This is a genomic window from Pseudocolwellia agarivorans (genome assembly GCF_002000085.1).
Lineage (GTDB): Bacteria > Pseudomonadota > Gammaproteobacteria > Enterobacterales > Alteromonadaceae > Pseudocolwellia > Pseudocolwellia agarivorans.
The window spans coordinates 143963-159568 of the sequence record NZ_MUZU01000009.1 but is presented as its reverse complement, the minus strand read 5'-3'; the positions used below and the strand labels follow the sequence as shown (position 1 = coordinate 159568).

Annotated in this window: 16 protein-coding genes and 1 tRNA gene; 9 read left to right on the top strand and 8 right to left on the bottom strand. The window is 36.4% G+C overall.

What is annotated here, in order from left to right; genetic code table 11:
- Window positions 1-71: 71 nt before the first annotated feature.
- From flgE to B0X80_RS14540, 6 genes are all read right to left on the bottom strand, one after another.
- Window positions 72-1442, bottom strand: a complete 1371-nt coding sequence (flgE, locus tag B0X80_RS14565; protein WP_077341455.1) for a flagellar hook protein FlgE — start codon at window positions 1440-1442, stop codon at window positions 72-74.
- Window positions 1443-1469: 27 nt separating this feature from the next.
- Window positions 1470-2168: a flagellar hook assembly protein FlgD gene (locus tag B0X80_RS14560; protein WP_077341453.1), complete on the bottom strand. Its 699-nt coding sequence runs from the start codon at window positions 2166-2168 to the stop codon at window positions 1470-1472.
- A 10-nt stretch (window positions 2169-2178) separates the two neighbouring features.
- Window positions 2179-2598 (bottom strand): flagellar basal body rod protein FlgC, encoded by a 420-nt coding sequence (flgC, locus tag B0X80_RS14555; RefSeq protein ID WP_077341452.1) that lies wholly within the window; start codon window positions 2596-2598, stop codon window positions 2179-2181.
- A gap of 2 nt (window positions 2599-2600) precedes the next feature.
- Window positions 2601-2999, bottom strand: a complete 399-nt coding sequence (gene flgB, locus B0X80_RS14550; protein ID WP_076419599.1) for a flagellar basal body rod protein FlgB — start codon at window positions 2997-2999, stop codon at window positions 2601-2603.
- A gap of 112 nt (window positions 3000-3111) precedes the next feature.
- Complete coding sequence (locus tag B0X80_RS14545; RefSeq protein WP_077341450.1) at window positions 3112-3942, bottom strand: CheR family methyltransferase; 831 nt, start codon at window positions 3940-3942, stop codon at window positions 3112-3114.
- Window positions 3943-3974: 32 nt separating this feature from the next.
- Window positions 3975-4904, bottom strand: coding sequence for a chemotaxis protein (locus B0X80_RS14540; RefSeq protein WP_077341448.1), 930 nt, complete (start codon window positions 4902-4904; stop codon window positions 3975-3977).
- A gap of 161 nt (window positions 4905-5065) precedes the next feature.
- On the opposite strand from B0X80_RS14540, the gene flgA reads away from it, so the two are divergent.
- From flgA to flgN, 3 genes are all read left to right on the top strand, one after another.
- The gene (gene flgA, locus B0X80_RS14535; RefSeq protein WP_077341446.1) at window positions 5066-5758 is read left to right on the top strand and encodes a flagellar basal body P-ring formation chaperone FlgA; all 693 of its coding nucleotides are present in this window, start codon (window positions 5066-5068) and stop codon (window positions 5756-5758) included.
- A gap of 74 nt (window positions 5759-5832) precedes the next feature.
- Window positions 5833-6144, top strand: a complete 312-nt coding sequence (gene flgM, locus B0X80_RS14530; protein ID WP_077341444.1) for a flagellar biosynthesis anti-sigma factor FlgM — start codon at window positions 5833-5835, stop codon at window positions 6142-6144.
- A 77-nt stretch (window positions 6145-6221) separates the two neighbouring features.
- Complete coding sequence (flgN, locus tag B0X80_RS14525) at window positions 6222-6653, top strand: flagellar export chaperone FlgN (protein ID WP_175623952.1); 432 nt, start codon at window positions 6222-6224, stop codon at window positions 6651-6653.
- A 273-nt stretch (window positions 6654-6926) separates the two neighbouring features.
- Here the strand turns inward: flgN and B0X80_RS14520 are convergent, their stop codons facing one another.
- Both B0X80_RS14520 and B0X80_RS14515 read right to left on the bottom strand, forming a co-directional pair.
- Complete coding sequence (locus B0X80_RS14520; RefSeq protein ID WP_077341440.1) at window positions 6927-7391, bottom strand: LPP20 family lipoprotein; 465 nt, start codon at window positions 7389-7391, stop codon at window positions 6927-6929.
- A gap of 12 nt (window positions 7392-7403) precedes the next feature.
- Window positions 7404-8048, bottom strand: coding sequence for a FlgO family outer membrane protein (locus B0X80_RS14515; RefSeq protein ID WP_077341438.1), 645 nt, complete (start codon window positions 8046-8048; stop codon window positions 7404-7406).
- Window positions 8049-8237: 189 nt separating this feature from the next.
- Between B0X80_RS14515 and B0X80_RS14510 the strand changes: the two genes are divergently transcribed.
- The 6 genes from B0X80_RS14510 (at window position 8238) to flgG (ending at window position 15576) form a co-directional block, all read left to right on the top strand.
- The gene (locus tag B0X80_RS14510; RefSeq protein WP_077341436.1) at window positions 8238-9401 is read left to right on the top strand and encodes a flagella assembly protein FlgT; all 1164 of its coding nucleotides are present in this window, start codon (window positions 8238-8240) and stop codon (window positions 9399-9401) included.
- Between the two features lie 47 nt (window positions 9402-9448).
- Window positions 9449-9525: transfer RNA gene (locus tag B0X80_RS14505), tRNA-Arg, on the top strand.
- 170 nt (window positions 9526-9695) lie between these two features.
- On the top strand, window positions 9696-10742 hold the full coding sequence (locus B0X80_RS14500; protein WP_077341434.1) for an efflux RND transporter periplasmic adaptor subunit: 1047 nt from the start codon (window positions 9696-9698) through the stop codon (window positions 10740-10742).
- Window positions 10742-13897 (top strand): efflux RND transporter permease subunit, encoded by a 3156-nt coding sequence (locus tag B0X80_RS14495; protein WP_077341432.1) that lies wholly within the window; start codon window positions 10742-10744, stop codon window positions 13895-13897. Before B0X80_RS14500 ends, B0X80_RS14495 begins: the two co-directional genes overlap by 1 nt.
- Window positions 13898-14024: 127 nt before the next feature.
- Window positions 14025-14768, top strand: coding sequence for a flagellar basal-body rod protein FlgF (flgF, locus tag B0X80_RS14490; RefSeq protein ID WP_076419610.1), 744 nt, complete (start codon window positions 14025-14027; stop codon window positions 14766-14768).
- Window positions 14769-14787: 19 nt separating this feature from the next.
- On the top strand, window positions 14788-15576 hold the full coding sequence (flgG, locus tag B0X80_RS14485; protein WP_077341430.1) for a flagellar basal-body rod protein FlgG: 789 nt from the start codon (window positions 14788-14790) through the stop codon (window positions 15574-15576).
- The last annotated feature ends 30 nt before the right edge of the window (window positions 15577-15606 follow it).

Below are 15606 nucleotides of genomic sequence, written 5' to 3'. Positions count from 1 at the left end.
GTTAATTAAAACCAATAAAAACGCCGCTTAATAGCGGCGTTTTTATTTCTATGTCATTAACCTTTTTATTACTATCGAATTTGTAATATCGTTTGGTTCAACTGGTTATCTACTTCAAGGGATCTCGAATTCGCTTGGAAGTTTCGTTGAGCTGATATTAAATCAATTAACTCGGTTGTTAAGTTAACGTTTGATTGTTCAAGCGCTGAAGAGTTAATTGTTCCGTAAGTACCAGAGCCTGCTTCGCCTGCTAAGGCTTCACCTGACAAAATACTTTCTTTCCAGTTAGTATTGCCTTGTTGACTTAAGCCTTGGTTATTAGCAAAGCTAACTAAAGCAACACGTGATAATGGTTGAGAAGTACCATTACTATAAGTTGCTTGCACTAAACCGTCAGGGCCAATATCAACACCAGTTAGTCGACCAACCGGTAAGCCATTTTGTTCTAAACGTGTAGCTTCAAAAGCTGAAGAAAATTGCGTTGGTTCATTAGCATTAGGCCCAGCAGTATCTAAATTAAAATCTATAATGATCGTTTGTGCAGGATCAGAACCGTTAGTTAGAATAGAGGCACCTAGAGGAGCCGTTTGGAAACCAGCTGCTGGCTCTTGAGAAATAAAGTCACCACTAGGACTAAAGTTTAATCTGGCGCCATCAAAACCGTTTATACCTATGCCCGTGGCAGTGCCAGAAGGGTCTGTTAAGTTAACGCGTTCCTTACCTATAGCAGCAGTAACAGTCCAAGGGTTTGCCGCTTCAATAGGAGGAACAGCTAAAGGATTTGCAGCTATTGGAGCTTCTTTAATAAAGTAATAAGTCATAATGTGACTATCACCTAAAGAATCAAATACGGTCACTGAGGTTGCATGGTTATATGTTAACGGATCATCTAAATCAAAATTAGCAGGAGAGCCTGTTATGACATTATCTCCAGCGGGTAAGTTCATTCGAATATCTACTTCTGTCGTTTTTTCAGGGGCACCAGAAGCCGTAGGAATACGAATTGGTTCTGATGTACTTAAACTGACTGAAGAAGAGCTACCATCTGAGTTTACAGGGAATCCCAGTAAATGTTGTCCAGCTGAGTTTACAATAAAGTTGTCTGAATTTAACTTAAATTGCCCAGCTCGAGTATAAGAAAATTCTAAGCTATCTAACTCAGGAACGACAGCAAAGAAACCATTACCTGTAATAGCCAAATCTAATGAGTTTTGAGTAAATTGAATACTACCTTGCTGAAATTGTTGAGCAACATCTGAAGTTAATACCCCGTCACCCACTTTTGTATTACCTGCTGCAAGAAGAGAAGCTGCGTAAACATCCACAAATTCTGCGCGTGACTCTTTAAAACCAACGGTATTAACGTTAGCAATGTTATTAGAGGTAACATCAAGATCTTTCTGAGCCGCGTTTAAGCCGCTTAATGCTATATTAAATGACATACATCCACCTTATAAAAATTTGTTGGGTTAGCCTTCAGATACTTCTACAACATCTTTCAATGCCATTGAACTACCACCATTAAGATTTAAAACTATATTTCCACCAGAACCAGCTAGCGTTACGCTATCAACTTTACGATAGGTCATTGATTGAAGTTCTGATGCTTGGCCATCGACTAAACCTGCTACTCTAAATCGATAAGCACCTGTTGGTGCTGGATCACCATCACTATCAAGGCCATTCCAGGTAAAACTTGCTTCACCTTCAGCCATATTACCTACAGGAACTTTTTGAATGATTTCGCCTTTAGTATTTTCTACATAAATATTAACGTTACTGGCATCATCATCTGTTTTAATTTTACCGTTAACGGTATCACCTTCGTTCATACCAAAGGTATTGTCATCAACTAGAACACTTCGCCCAACAAGTGATGATGCTTGTAGTGCCTGATTTGATGACATTGAACTGGCAAATGCCGTAAATTGATCATTGAGTTCAGATACACCATCGGTTGTTGAAAATGCAGTCATCTGAGAAATCATTTCACTATTTTCAGTTGGCTTAGTTGGATCTTGGTGCGCTAGTTCAGCCGTAAGTAATGAAAAAAAGTCTTCCTGAGTCAGCATAGAGGTATTACTACCTTCTTTGGCAACTTTATAGCCTTCTTTTTCAATACGTTGTCTGTCTATGGCTCTTGGATCAGTTTGAGTACTTTCAATCATCTTAATATCCTTAGCGTTGACCTAGCAACAACGTTTTATTCAACATGTTTTTAGCTGACTCAGCTAATTGCACATTGGTTTGATATGAACGCGACGCTGAAATCATATTGGTCATTTCTTCTATTACGTTGACATTAGGCTTATATATATAACCGTCTTGATCAGCCATAGGGTGATCTGGAGAGTATTCAACAGTTAAAGGTTTGTTACTTTCAACTACACCTAATACTTGAACTCCAACAGAATTTTCTTGACCTGCGGCAGCTTTTTGCATCTCTGCGGCAAAAACTGGATGTCTTGCTCTATACGTTTCGTCAATACTGCTACTTACACTATCGGCGTTAGCAATGTTACTTGCCGTAGTGTTTAAGCGAACTGATTGCGCGCTCATGCCCGTGGCACTTATGTTAAAGACATTAAATAGGCTCATTATTATTGCCCTCCAGTTATTGCTTTTCTCAAGCCTTTAATTTTTCCGTTAAGGAATTGTAAGCTGGCTTGATAATGCATTGAGTTATCTAAATACAAGTTTCGTTCCACTTGTACATCAACAGTATTGCCATCACCTGTATCTGGTTGATTTGGAATGCGAAATTCAAGACCATTATTGGTTTCTATTCTAACGTCGAAGTGTTTTTCGTGAGTACGAGTCATACCCGCTTGTTGTTTTTGAGCCGCTTGGGAGAGCATTTTTTGAAAGTCCATCCCTTTAGCTTTATAACCAGGAGTATCTGCGTTAGCAATATTACCCGCAATAACTTCGGCTTGTTTAGAGCGAAGCGCTAAACTTTCAGGGTGTATTCCAAATGCTTTGTCAAAACTAATAGCCATAACATCACCTTTTTTGTAATTAAAATGACATATTCAAGTATTATGCCAAGCAAAAAGTGTCAATATTATGGGGAGGATAGGTGATTAGAAAATATACTTGTTCTACAAGGAGTTATTGCTTTTGATAAACAATACCAGGGTTACAACGTATCATATCAAAATCTTGGCTGAGTCCAGATAACGATTCAGAGGCACCTAAAAACAAATAACTTTTAGGGCTAAGAGTGCCATGTATTTGAGATAAAATTTTCGTTTTTATTTCAGGTGAAAAATAAATAAGTACATTACGACAAAAAACAAGATCAAACCTTCCCATTAAACTATAGCTATTAAGAAGGTTTAGTTGCCTGAAATTTACCATTTTTTTAACAGAATCTTTTACTTTCCACATACCATTATCGCTGGCTTCAAAAAACCTTCTTTTACGTTCATCTGACAGGCCTCGCGATAATGCTAAGCTATCGTAATGCCCGTATTTACAATGATCTAACATGGTTGTTGATATATCGGTTCCGGTTATCTGTATACCCAGAGGAAACGCTTTACTGTTTGATTGTTGAAATTCTTGGATTGCCATAGCAATCGAATAGGGTTCTTGCCCTGAAGAGCTAGCAGCAGACCATATTTTGAGTGATGAATTACGCTCAGAAAGTTCCGGTAATATTTTACTTTTTAGTAGTTCAAAGGGGTATTCATCACGAAACCATAAGGTTTCATTTGTGGTCATAGCATCAATAACTGCAGCCCTAAGCTGTCGCTCTGCTGGGCTTAAGGTTTTTTTTACTAATACAGCTAATGAATCAATATTAAATGTTGTCATTAGTGGAGCTAAACGACTTTTTACTAAGTACTGTTTGTTTTCACCTAAAACAATTCCACATTGTTGTTCCAAAAACATTCTAAATTCGTTATAGCTTTTTTCATCTAGTTGCCTATCTGTCACTTGGTATTTCCTTGCTGTGAATGTTCGGCATATTAATCATGAATCTTTAACCATTTTTTTACAGCGGTTGCTAGTTCATCAGGATGGAATTTAGGAATAAAGTCGTCAGCGCCTACTTTTTCAACCATGGCATTATTAAAAACACCACTTAATGAAGTATGTAAAATAATAGGTAATGCACGCATGTTTTCTGCTGCTTTAACTTCTGCTGTTAATGTATAGCCATCCATTTCAGGCATTTCAATATCTGAAATCATCAGAGCAACTTTTTCAGTAATACTTGTATCACACGTTTCAGCAATCGCTTTTAATTGCTCTAAAGCATCTTGACCATTTTTGGCTAATATAAGGTTCAGACCTAAAGGTTCAAGGGCACGCTTTACTTGATTTCGAGCTACAGTAGAGTCATCAGCAATCATAACTAACTTATCACCTACTTGTTCACCCATAGTAACATCTGCAACGCCTTCACTTAATTCGGTTGAAACAGGGCTTATTTCATTTAGAATTTTTTCTACATCTAAAATAGAGACCATTTCATTATCGATTTCTGTAACTGCAGTTAAGTAGCTTGATTTACCTGCCCCTTCTGGAGGCGGCATAATATCTTTCCAACTTAATGTTGTTATTCTTTCAACACTTGACACTAAGAATCCTTGAACACTACGGTTATATTCTGCAATGATAATAAAAGAGTTTTCAGTTTGAGTAATTGCTGGGCCACCTGTTGCTTTACTCAAATCTATAACGGAAATGGTTTGACCACGGATATGGGCTATGCCTTTAATAAACTTATCTTGTTGAGGCATTGATGTGAGTTTAGGGCATTGAAGTACTTCTCTTACCTTAAACACATTTATCCCAAAACGTTGTCTGCCTACTAGTTTAAATAATAATAATTCAAGTCTATTTTGACCTACTAGTTGAGTGCGTTGGTTAACTGAATCTAAGATACTTGCCATAAAAACCTCATTAAAAATTATGCCTATTTAGTTCGGCATACTTCTTGATAGTAATAATTAATTAAACCCCGTGTCTATTTTTTGACAGTGAGTTTGTATTTTTCGCCTTGTTATAAGCATAGACGAGTATTTTTATTTACTAAAAAAAGAAAACAATATTTATGATGTATACCAAAATATTGAGAACTTTACTCTTTATTATTCCATTAATATCGTTCGAGAATTATGGAAATACAACAGATGAAATTGATCTTGTTGATTTTGTAAAATCGGTTGTAAAAAATAATATTGATACACCTACTGATGGTAAAGTAGAAATTAGTGTGCCTACAATAGATCCTAGAATTAATATAAAACCATGCATATCAACACTTAAAGCGAATATACCTGAAAATCATAACGGTAGAAACATCAATGTTAAAGTTTATTGTGAAGATAGTACACCATGGCAGCTTTTTATTCCTGTTCGTATTAGTCAAGAAATTCCAGTATTAGTGACAAATAATGTTTTAGCTAAAGGAAGTGTAGTCGATGCTAGCAACACTGCCATTGAATTTATTAATGTTAATAATATTCGAGGAGAAAGTGTTGATAGTGTGGAGCTTGTTGCGGGTGGACGTTTAAAACGTAGATTATCTAAAGGGGCGGTCGTATCACCTCGTAATATTTGTTTGGTATGCAAAGGTGAAGCTGTGGTTATTATGGCTAAATCGGATGGTTTTATGATCAAAACCAGAGGAGTTGCTTTGTCTGATGGGAGTCAGGGAGAGCAAGTTGAAATTAGAAATAGTAAGTCAGGTCGCATAATCAATGCTAGAGTAGAGGCTGTTAATAAAGTTGTGATTAATTTATAATTTCTTCTAAAGAAAATTTATACTAGGCCGATAGCAAGGTTGAGATTATAACATATTGTTATTAGGAATTTATTATGGCCTTAAATATCAATAACTTGAATAATTCAAGTCAGGTTAAGCAAAAAGTAGAGCAACAAACACAAGTTAAGCAACAAGTTGCTCAGCAGTCAAATATTGAGCAAAATAAGTCTGTTCGTCAAGACTCTGTATCATTAACTCCTCAAGCTAAACAAATGGGGGAGTTACAGAAGAAAGTCGCAGATGCTCCAGTGGTTGACCAAAAGAAAATAGATCAACTTAAAAAAGCGATTACTTCAGGCGAATATAAAATAGATCCTGAAAAACTTGCAGCAAATATCGCAAACTTTGAATTTAATATTGATTAACGATTGAGTATTTATCCTTTAGGTACAATGCAATCTTCTATAGATCAATATGAATGAATTATTATAGGGATGAAATTGTGTCTGATACGGCAAATATTTTAGCAATACTCAATCAACAGAATACTCAACTATGTGAGTTAGAGCATTTATTAAAAGATGAATATGAAGTTTTACAACATCATAATCCATCTAAATTAACTGATGTGAATAAGCTTAAAAATGAACTCCTTATTAAAATAGATGAAACAGATAAATTACTCGCAAGTAATACACAATTCATAGAAGATAAAAAAAATGGGCTGTATGCTGACGAGCTTCACGCCATAGAAAATATCTTATTGAGCTGTAAAGATTTAAATCAAGTTAATGGTGCCGTCGTGCAAAAATCCCAAATTTCCATCGAGCGTATGCGAAACACTCTATTAGAGAATAATACAAAATCAACACTGACTTATGATAGTAAGGGTAAAACGAGTGGTGGTTTAAATCGTTTGGGGATAAAAGCTTAATTGAATAATTGTCTATTACCTATTTAGAGCCCCAAAAAAAACTGCAATTAAGCAGTTTTTTGTTTGTAAAATCTAGGGTGGCTTCCGAGTATGAGTTCTGCTCAGGTTAAAAGCGCTTTAATTAGGCTTTATGTTCTAAACAAAATCTAAGTATCTGCATCGAGGCAGGTAAAGTAAGCGTTTGTACTGACATAGTCATTTTATGCATATCAATCACCATACCTACAAACAAACCCTCTCGTTATTGCAAATATATACCAGCATCAACAGCCACTAATAATATTGAACGTTTTTAATTTTTTTACCGTTTGTAGAAGCAATATATAATTCATAAACATCTTTAAAATCTAGACTGAGTTCTGTGGTGTAACTATCACCAACCGGGTAGCTTTTAACTACTTTAGCGCCGCGAATAATCCCCTTAATTGATGCATCTAATTGTTGATTGTTAATCAGTAAATTAGACATACTTGTTTTGCCATCAATTTGTTGGCCGTAAACCTGCTCAGCTAATTCCGCATAAGCGGCAAGTTTAGAGGCATTTATTGCCATTAGCATTTGTTGTGTTTTATGTGTAGATTTTTGTAAGCTAATTGGGGCTTGTCCAATCGCATGTAGCACCGGAAAACTCTCAGGCTTAGGTGTTTCCCATTGCACATGTTTGTCATAAACCATCGAACATCCGTTTAAACAGAATAGTATCGCGCTAAGAAATAACGTTACGTAAGATTTATTCATTATCATCTACCATTATTGTTGAATTTCAACAGCTCTATTATCTTTCTCTAGCATTGCACTGTCGCGAATAATGAGTCCGTCTTTGATATTAACTACTTCATTATTATTTAATGTTTCACCTAACACCCAAGCAGGAATGAATGATTGTGCGCTAGCAACAACAACCCTAGACTGCATACCTATCATACGAGCATTTACCATGACACCGCCGTCTTTTTCCATCATAGTGCCCGTAACTACATAGTCAATAATCTGGCGTTCAGGTAGTTCTTTCCAGTCACGAGTAAATGCGTAATCACCATCTTTTGTTACACGAATATGTCCTGTGGTTTTAAAATCAATCACCACCATTCCATGTCTTTGAAGTTCATGTATAAAGTTTTCAGATAATTGATTTCCCAACCAATTTGTTGACTCTAAATCTTTTAAGTCGACAAACGAGGCGACAGCTATTGGCGTTTTAGGGTTAACAAAAGAGCTACTTTCTAGCATTTGATAAGCCAAGCCTTTTACCACATCGTTAATAGCGTGTTTAGGTAAATCGAAACTGTTAATTTCGCTTTGATCTACATGAGTCGATCTATAAAAATTTTCATCTTTAGTGCTTGTACACGACAACAAAGTCGGTAACAGTAATGGAATAAGCCACTTTTTCATTGAGCATCCCTCAGTTGTTCATTACTTCTGTTTAAAACTAAAGCATAATTCAAGCCAATATATAACTATTGAAGATACAAATCTCCAATAATGAGTTAAATAAAGCCAAGCGTAAATTATTTTGTAGGCATAAAATGTGCATAGTTAACTTAAACTATAGAACAACTTACTAATACATTGGAATTTCATATGAAAAAATTGTTAATACTGTTAAGTTTTGCGTTAACTAGCTTTTCGGCTTTTACACAATGGTATGAAACCCAAGGACAAGCTTATATTGCGGATGGAAATCACGAAAGTGCTCGCACAACTGCAATGGAAAATGCCCTTAAACGCGCCTTGCTTGTTGCTGGAGCTTCTGTTTCTAGTGTTCAGCAGGTGATTAACGGCGTACTAACTCAAGATCAAATTAGTGTTCGTGCTTCTGGTACTGTTAATTCATTCGAATTAATAGAAGAAACGTATAAAGGTGATTTACTGACCGTAAAAATTAGAGCTGATATTTTTCCTCAAGAAAAACAATGTTTTTCAGCTGATTACCGTAAATCTGTATTATTAACGCGAGGTAATATTTTAAATCGTGAACAAGCGAATGTTGGAAAAATTTATGCTTTAGATACTGAAGTTATACGTAAACTGTCAGCTAAAATAAATAAAGAAGGTTATTATTTAGATAGTAAGTTAGCTATCAAAAGTAAGTCAGGTTTTTCTCGTTATAATGAAAGCATGCAGTATGAAAAAATTAAAAATCTCGCTATGTCGTTATCCGATCATACAGACACACAGTTTATTATGTTTATCGAATTTCCTGATTTGTCTCTTACCCAACGTACAAACAGCGAGTTAAAGTTTTGGCAAAAAGATCATTTGGATCGTCACTTTAAAATAAACTTATATATCTATAATGGCAGTAATGGTGAACTAGTACTCGATAAACAATATCAAAATACAGCACCATGGACTTTTGATAAACGAGAAAAGATAGATGTAACCAGTAATACTTTTTGGTTAAGTGAATATGGAAATAGTATTGATCATACCCTGGATATGATGATCTCAGACATTGATGAAAATATGATGTGCCAGCCAACTCGAGGAAAAATAGTAAAAGTAGAAGGTGATACCGTCTTATTTAATTTAGGTGAAAATCAAGGAGTAAAGGTAGGTGATGAGTTTTCATTGCTTCATGCAAATAACTTTATCAGCGACTCTGGTAAAAACTATTCAGGTTTTAACGTCAGTCCTTATAAAGTGAAAGTTATTAGCACCTCTAAAGAAAGCGCCAGAGCTGTAACACAAGACAATAACTTATTAGGTAATATTCAAATAAATGATATTGCGGTAAGATATTAAAACTAATAATATTTATTAGTTCGTCTTGTTCCACAATACTCCTATTGGACCCCATAGCTCAGCTGGATAGAGCAATCCCCTCCTAAGGGATAGGTCGCAGGTTCGACTCCTGCTGGGGTCGCCATAGTTAAATGAAAATATTAAGATTATTTTTTAATACACGCTAATTTTTTATCTTTTATCTCTTACATTTTTTATACATATTGATACGGGTATTTGATTGACCCATAGCTTATGCCGTGTAAGATTATGTTATAAAAATACCTTTAATAAAAATAGAGTATAGGGAATCTCATGAAGCTTGTTTCTACACTATTACTGCTGATTTTTTTTATTAGCATTCGCATTAGTTACGCCTCAACTTTAGTTTCTGCTGAAGAAGCAACTTCTCTACTTATGTATCCAACACGTAGTTCACCAGCGCGTGTTATTGCACTTAATCAAAGTTTAATTCCCGCTCAAACCTCAGGTGTTGTAACTAAACTTATGGTTAACGTAGGTGATAAAGTGGTTAAAGGGGAAATATTAGCGACTTTAGATTGTGATATAAATTTATTAACTCACAAAGCCCAATCCGCAAAATACGAACAGCTCTACTCATTGCTACTATTTAATAAGCGCGAATTGGTTAGAGGGCGAAGCCTTTTAAAGCAAAAAAATATTGGTGAAGCGGAACTCGATCGTTTAAACAATGCCGTTGAAAACAGCAGGGCGCTTATACAAACGCAAAAGGCTACAGTAGATAGTGCTTTATTAAATGTTGAACGTTGCAATATAAAAGCGCCATATGATGGTGTTGTTACTATGCGTATAGCTAACTTAGGCGAAATGATTGATTTTGGTAAACCTGTCGTTGAATTAATTGAAGATAATCGTTTAGAAGTTTCTGCAAAAATAGCCACAAGCGACGAGCCAAGTTTTTATCAAGCGAAAGTTTATTCACTCGATATTGCCGACCATTCTTATAATGTTACGTTACGTTCTTCATTACCTGTTATTGAACATAATACCCGGAGCCGTGAAGCTCGATTTTTATTTATTGATAAACAAGCAATAGCAGGAAGCACAGGGCGATTACGTTGGAAAAGCCCAATCCCTTATTTACCTGCCCACTTATTACAAAGGCGAGAAGGGCATAATGGCTATTTTGTTATAGACAACAATAAAGCTAAATTTGTTGTTGTTGAAACGGCTGAAGAAGGTAGACCTATTCCTTATTACTTGCCTGATAGTACTCAAATTATTACTGACGGGCGTCATGGCTTAAATGATGGCGATAATATAGAAAAAGCAGTCGCTAATAAAACGTCTAAAAATGGTTTAGGTGGAGATCAGTCTTAATGTGGTTACGTAGCCTAATTCAAAATCATGTGCTGACTAACTTGGTTTTTGTGCTTATATTTTTTATGGGTCTTGTTGTTTATCAACAATTACCCAGAGAACAAGACCCTTCTATTAATTTTAATTGGGTACAAATAACCACTTTTTTACCTGGTGCATCTGCTCGAGATGTCGAACAAAAAATTACTGATATTATTGAAGAGTCTGTTGAAAAAGTTCAAGACATCAAATTTGTATCAAGCACCAGTCGTGAAGCAATTTCAAGCATTTTAGTTCGCTTTCATGACATGGATGAACGTAAGTTTGATAAACGAGTAGCTGATTTACGACGTGAAATAAATAACGTAGAAGATCAAATGCCTGAAGAGGCTGAACGACCTACTATATTTGAAGTTACCTCCGCCAACGCTTTTCCTACGGCAACCGTTGTCGTTTCTGCTTTAGCTGATGATGAAAACTTAAGGCGACAAGCTCGTGCTTTAGAAAAAGATTTAGCCCGTATTTCAGGCGTTGACCGCGTGCAAGATACAGGCTTGCGAGAACCTGAAATTCAGGTACGTTTTGATAGCGATAAAATTCAACAATTAGGTATTTCACCGGTAACCGTTGCAAACTCAATTAGAACATTTTTTACTGATATTTCAGCGGGTACTGCACGTATTGCTAAGGATCAATGGTTAGTTAGAATTCAAGGAACAACAACTGATCCTGAAGTTTTAGCGCAACTTCCTATATTAACATCTAACGGCGTAGCAACAGAGTTACGGCTAAAAGACATTGCTCAAGTTGTTCGGGCACGAGCTAAAGCAGATCGCATTGTAAGTTTTCAAGGTCGTCCTGCGGTTTTATTTGCTGTTATGAAACAAGATAGTGCAAATACTTTGGCCTTGGTTGAACGTGTAGATCAATTTATAAAAGACAGAAACCTTGTGAGTAAAGAGCTAGGTGTTACATTTACATTGGTAGATGATCAAACGCTTATCACTAAAAATGCCCTTAACATTATGCAAACCAATGCCGTGTATGGTTTATTGTTTGTATTAATTGTTACGTGGTTTTTTTTAGGAAGTCGCGTCAGTATATTAGTAACTATAGGTATTCCGTTTACGCTCGCGGGTACTTTTATTGTTCTTCAGGCGTTAGATCAAACCCTTAACACTTCAGTACTTTTAGCTATTGTTATTGCATTAGGCATGTTGGTTGATGATGCCGTTGTGGTGGTAGAATCTATTTATTACAAATTACGTCAAGGCGTAAAAGGAATAGATGCTGCTTGGGGAGGGTTACAAGAAGTTATTAAACCTGTTACGGCTTCAGTGTTAACGACTATGGCTGCTTTTCTACCGTTAATGCTCTTACCCGGTATTTTAGGTAAGTTTATGATGGTTATTCCTCTGGTTGTAACTGTCGCATTAGCTTTTAGCTTAGTAGAAGCTTACTGGATGTTACCTGGGCATATTATTGCTGCCAAAGTTAATTTTGATAAGCCCAGTAAAATGGACTACTTTCGTCAAAAAATCTTGCGTCGACTTAAAGTTAAATATGGTTTTGGATTAATCAAAGTGATGCGTAATCCTAAAAAAACTTTATCAGGCATGTTACTGCTTTTAGCTATGGCCGTGGCTGCAGTAGCCGCTGGCTTTGTTAGAACCGACTTTTTTGCCGCAGATACTATTCGTTTATTTTATATTAACGTAGAAATGCCCCCAACCAGTTCATTGCAAGACACGATGAAAAAAGTGCGAGACGTTGAGGTTTTAGTAAAGCAAGAGCTTACAGAAGATGAAACACGTTCAGTTGTCAGTTACGCCGGTCAAATGTTCACAGAAACAGCCCCTTTATTTGGTGATCAATTAGGGCAGATTTTAGTTTCTTTAAAACCGAAGCAAGGTGATATGCGAAGTGTTGAAACGCTCATTGAAGATACACGTAAAGCTTTGTCAGGTGTTGTGGGACCTACCAATGTTTCTTTTTTAAAGTTAGCGGGGGGTCCTCCCACGAGTAAACCTGTTAGTGTGAAAGTCAGAGGTGATAATTATCAAGAATTGCGTTTAGCAACCGATGCACTCACTCGTTTTATTAAAAGCGATAAACGTTATAAAGATATAACAGATGATGACTCTAAAGGACGCTTTGGTTTACAACTTACTTTAAATAACGATGCTATTAATCGTTTTGGTGTATCACCCAGCGATGTTCAACGCTCAATTAAAATGTTGATTGATGGTGAAATTGTGAGTTATATCCAAAGAGATGGCGACAGAATAGCCTTACGTGTTAAGTCGGTAGCAGCTGAAATTAATCAGTTTGAAAACATAGATGCTTTGTTGCAGTTAACAGTGCCTACTCCATCGGGCACTAATATTGAATTAAGAGATTTAGTGCATATTGAAACAGTTCAAGTAAAAGGTAATTTAAGACATTACAACTTCAAACGTGCCATAACATTAGAATCGGATATTGATAAAAGTGTCATCGATACAGTAAAGGCGAATGACTTAATTAAAGACCATTGGGCTACCATCGCAACTGATTTTCCTAACACCTCTTTAGACTTTTCGGGAGAGCTCGATGATATTCAAGAAAGTATTGACTCGATGGGAGTACTGTTTCTCTTTGGTATTGGTTTAATGTATTTAATATTAAGTACGCAGTTTCAAAGTTACTTTCAACCATTGATGATCTTATTAACAGTACCATTAGCATTTGTTGGTGTTATTCTTGGCTTACTCGTTTCTAGAGATCCACTAAGCTTATTTACTATGTACGGTATTGTTGCGTTAGCAGGGATCGCGGTTAACTCATCTATTGTGTTAATTTCAACCGCCAATGAAAACCGTAAAAAAGGAATGACATTAACACACTCTACCTTTTATGCTGCTAGACGACGTATGTTACCTATATTAATTACAACACTTACAACGGTTGCTGGATTATTTTCATTAGCATCAGGTTTAGGTGGGCACTCACTTATTTGGTCGCCTGTTGCAACATCCATTGTTTGGGGATTATTATTTTCATCAAGCTTAACTATGTTTGTTATTCCTGCTTTATATCAGCTGGTAATGGGTCCATGGTTTAATAAATTAAAACATTTTATTCGTTTAAATCTTATTTTATTATTCAATAAGATATCATCAAACCAAGCTGATTAACTTGATTACAAAACAGTAGGTTTACAGCCGTAGACCTACTTCCCATTAAATTCTTTTACCCGCTTTTACTTTTTTATGGCACCTATATTGCATTTCTAATCTTAGATTAATTTGATAGAGATTCGTTATGGATAAAATGCTTTATATCGCTATGAGTGGAGCGAAGCAAAATATGCAGGCCTTAGCGGTTAATGCTAATAACCTGGCGAATGCAAAAACCACGGGGTTTAGAGCTGATTTGGCACAAGCTAGATCAATGCAGGCTTTTGGAGAAGGACTACCTACGCGGGTATTTTCTATGACTGAAGTGGCTAGCCAAAACTTTGACAGTGGGGCTTTGTCATCTACAGGCAGATCGCTTGATATTGCCATTGAAGGTCCCGGCTGGATAGCGGTTCAATCTAAAGATGGATCAGAAGCATACACCAGAGATGGGCATTTACGCTTAACTGAAACCGGTGCATTAGAAACCACAGATGGCGAATTAGTTATTGGTGATGCAGGACCCATTTTTTTACCTTTGCCTGTAAATAACATTCAAATAAGTCGTGACGGAACCATAATGGTTCAGCCTGAAGGCGCTCCTGTAACTACGCAGGAAGAGGTCGGTCGCATTAAATTTGTTAACCCCAATGTGCGCGCACTTGAAAAAGGTAACGATGGCTTATTTAGAAGAAAAGATAACAACATTGAAGACGCTGATGTCAACGTTAAAGTCATGAGTGGCATGCTTGAATCAAGCAATGTAAACCCTGTAGGGGAAATGACAGAAATGATCGCATTACAAAGACAGTTTGAAATGCAATTGAAATTAATGAAAACCGCTGAAGAAGTAGACTCAAGTGCAGCTGCTTTACTACGTGCTTTTTAAATGAATTTTGAGGTGATATATGAACGCAGCATTATGGATCAGTAAAACCGGCTTAGACGCACAAAACAAAGAAATTGCCGTTATATCTAATAACTTAGCTAACGCAAGTACGGTTGGCTTTAAAAAGAGTCGAGCCGTTTTTGAAGATTTGTTGTACCAAACAATTAATCAACCTGGTGGTAAATCAGCACAAGATACAGAAATGCCGTCAGGATTAATGTTAGGTGCGGGTACTAAAGTGGTAGCAACCCAAAAAATACATACGCAAGGAGATATGTTAACAACCGATAATTCATTAGATTTGATGATTCAGGGCGAAGGTTTCTTTGAAATACTGATGCCTGATGGCAGTTCGGGATACACACGTAACGGGCAGTTTACAATGGATGATGAAGGTAATGTTGTTACGCCAGGTGCTGGCTATTTAATGCAACCGCAAATTACTATTCCACCTGATGCTTTATCTATTACCGTATCTCAAGACGGTGAAGTTTCAGTAAAACTGCAAGGGCAAGCTGAACCAGCGGTTATTGGTCAAATTAATACCGTCAATTTCATTAACCCAACAGGGTTAGAGCCTATTGGACAAAATTTATATTCAGAAACGGCTGTTAGTGGTGCTCCTCAACAAGGTGTTCCTGGATTAGAAGGTTACGGCATGATTGTTCAAGGCGCTTTAGAGACGTCAAATGTAAATACGACTGAAGAGTTAGTTAACTTAATTGAAAGCCAGCGTGTTTATGAAATGAATTCGAAAGTTATTTCAGCTGTTGATCAAATGCTGAGTTACATCAATCAACAATTATAAGTTGTTGATCTATTTAAAACGATTTCTGTT

Excerpts from the sequence above, each read along its gene's own strand:
- flgE (WP_077341455.1), bottom strand. The coding sequence starts at position 1,442 with ATGTCATTTAATATAGCATTAAGCGGCTTAAACGCGGCTCAGAAAGAT.
- B0X80_RS14560 (WP_077341453.1), bottom strand. The coding sequence starts at position 2,168 with ATGATTGAAAGTACTCAAACTGATCCAAGAGCCATAGACAGACAACGT.
- flgC (WP_077341452.1), bottom strand. The coding sequence starts at position 2,598 with ATGAGCCTATTTAATGTCTTTAACATAAGTGCCACGGGCATGAGCGCG.
- flgB (WP_076419599.1), bottom strand. The coding sequence starts at position 2,999 with ATGGCTATTAGTTTTGACAAAGCATTTGGAATACACCCTGAAAGTTTA.
- B0X80_RS14540 (WP_077341448.1), bottom strand. The coding sequence starts at position 4,904 with ATGGCAAGTATCTTAGATTCAGTTAACCAACGCACTCAACTAGTAGGT.
- flgA (WP_077341446.1), top strand. The coding sequence starts at position 5,066 with ATGATGTATACCAAAATATTGAGAACTTTACTCTTTATTATTCCATTA.
- flgM (WP_077341444.1), top strand. The coding sequence starts at position 5,833 with ATGGCCTTAAATATCAATAACTTGAATAATTCAAGTCAGGTTAAGCAA.
- B0X80_RS14520 (WP_077341440.1), bottom strand. The coding sequence starts at position 7,391 with ATGAATAAATCTTACGTAACGTTATTTCTTAGCGCGATACTATTCTGT.
- B0X80_RS14515 (WP_077341438.1), bottom strand. The coding sequence starts at position 8,048 with ATGAAAAAGTGGCTTATTCCATTACTGTTACCGACTTTGTTGTCGTGT.
- B0X80_RS14510 (WP_077341436.1), top strand. The coding sequence starts at position 8,238 with ATGAAAAAATTGTTAATACTGTTAAGTTTTGCGTTAACTAGCTTTTCG.
- B0X80_RS14500 (WP_077341434.1), top strand. The coding sequence starts at position 9,696 with ATGAAGCTTGTTTCTACACTATTACTGCTGATTTTTTTTATTAGCATT.
- B0X80_RS14495 (WP_077341432.1), top strand. The coding sequence starts at position 10,742 with ATGTGGTTACGTAGCCTAATTCAAAATCATGTGCTGACTAACTTGGTT.
- flgF (WP_076419610.1), top strand. The coding sequence starts at position 14,025 with ATGGATAAAATGCTTTATATCGCTATGAGTGGAGCGAAGCAAAATATG.
- flgG (WP_077341430.1), top strand. The coding sequence starts at position 14,788 with ATGAACGCAGCATTATGGATCAGTAAAACCGGCTTAGACGCACAAAAC.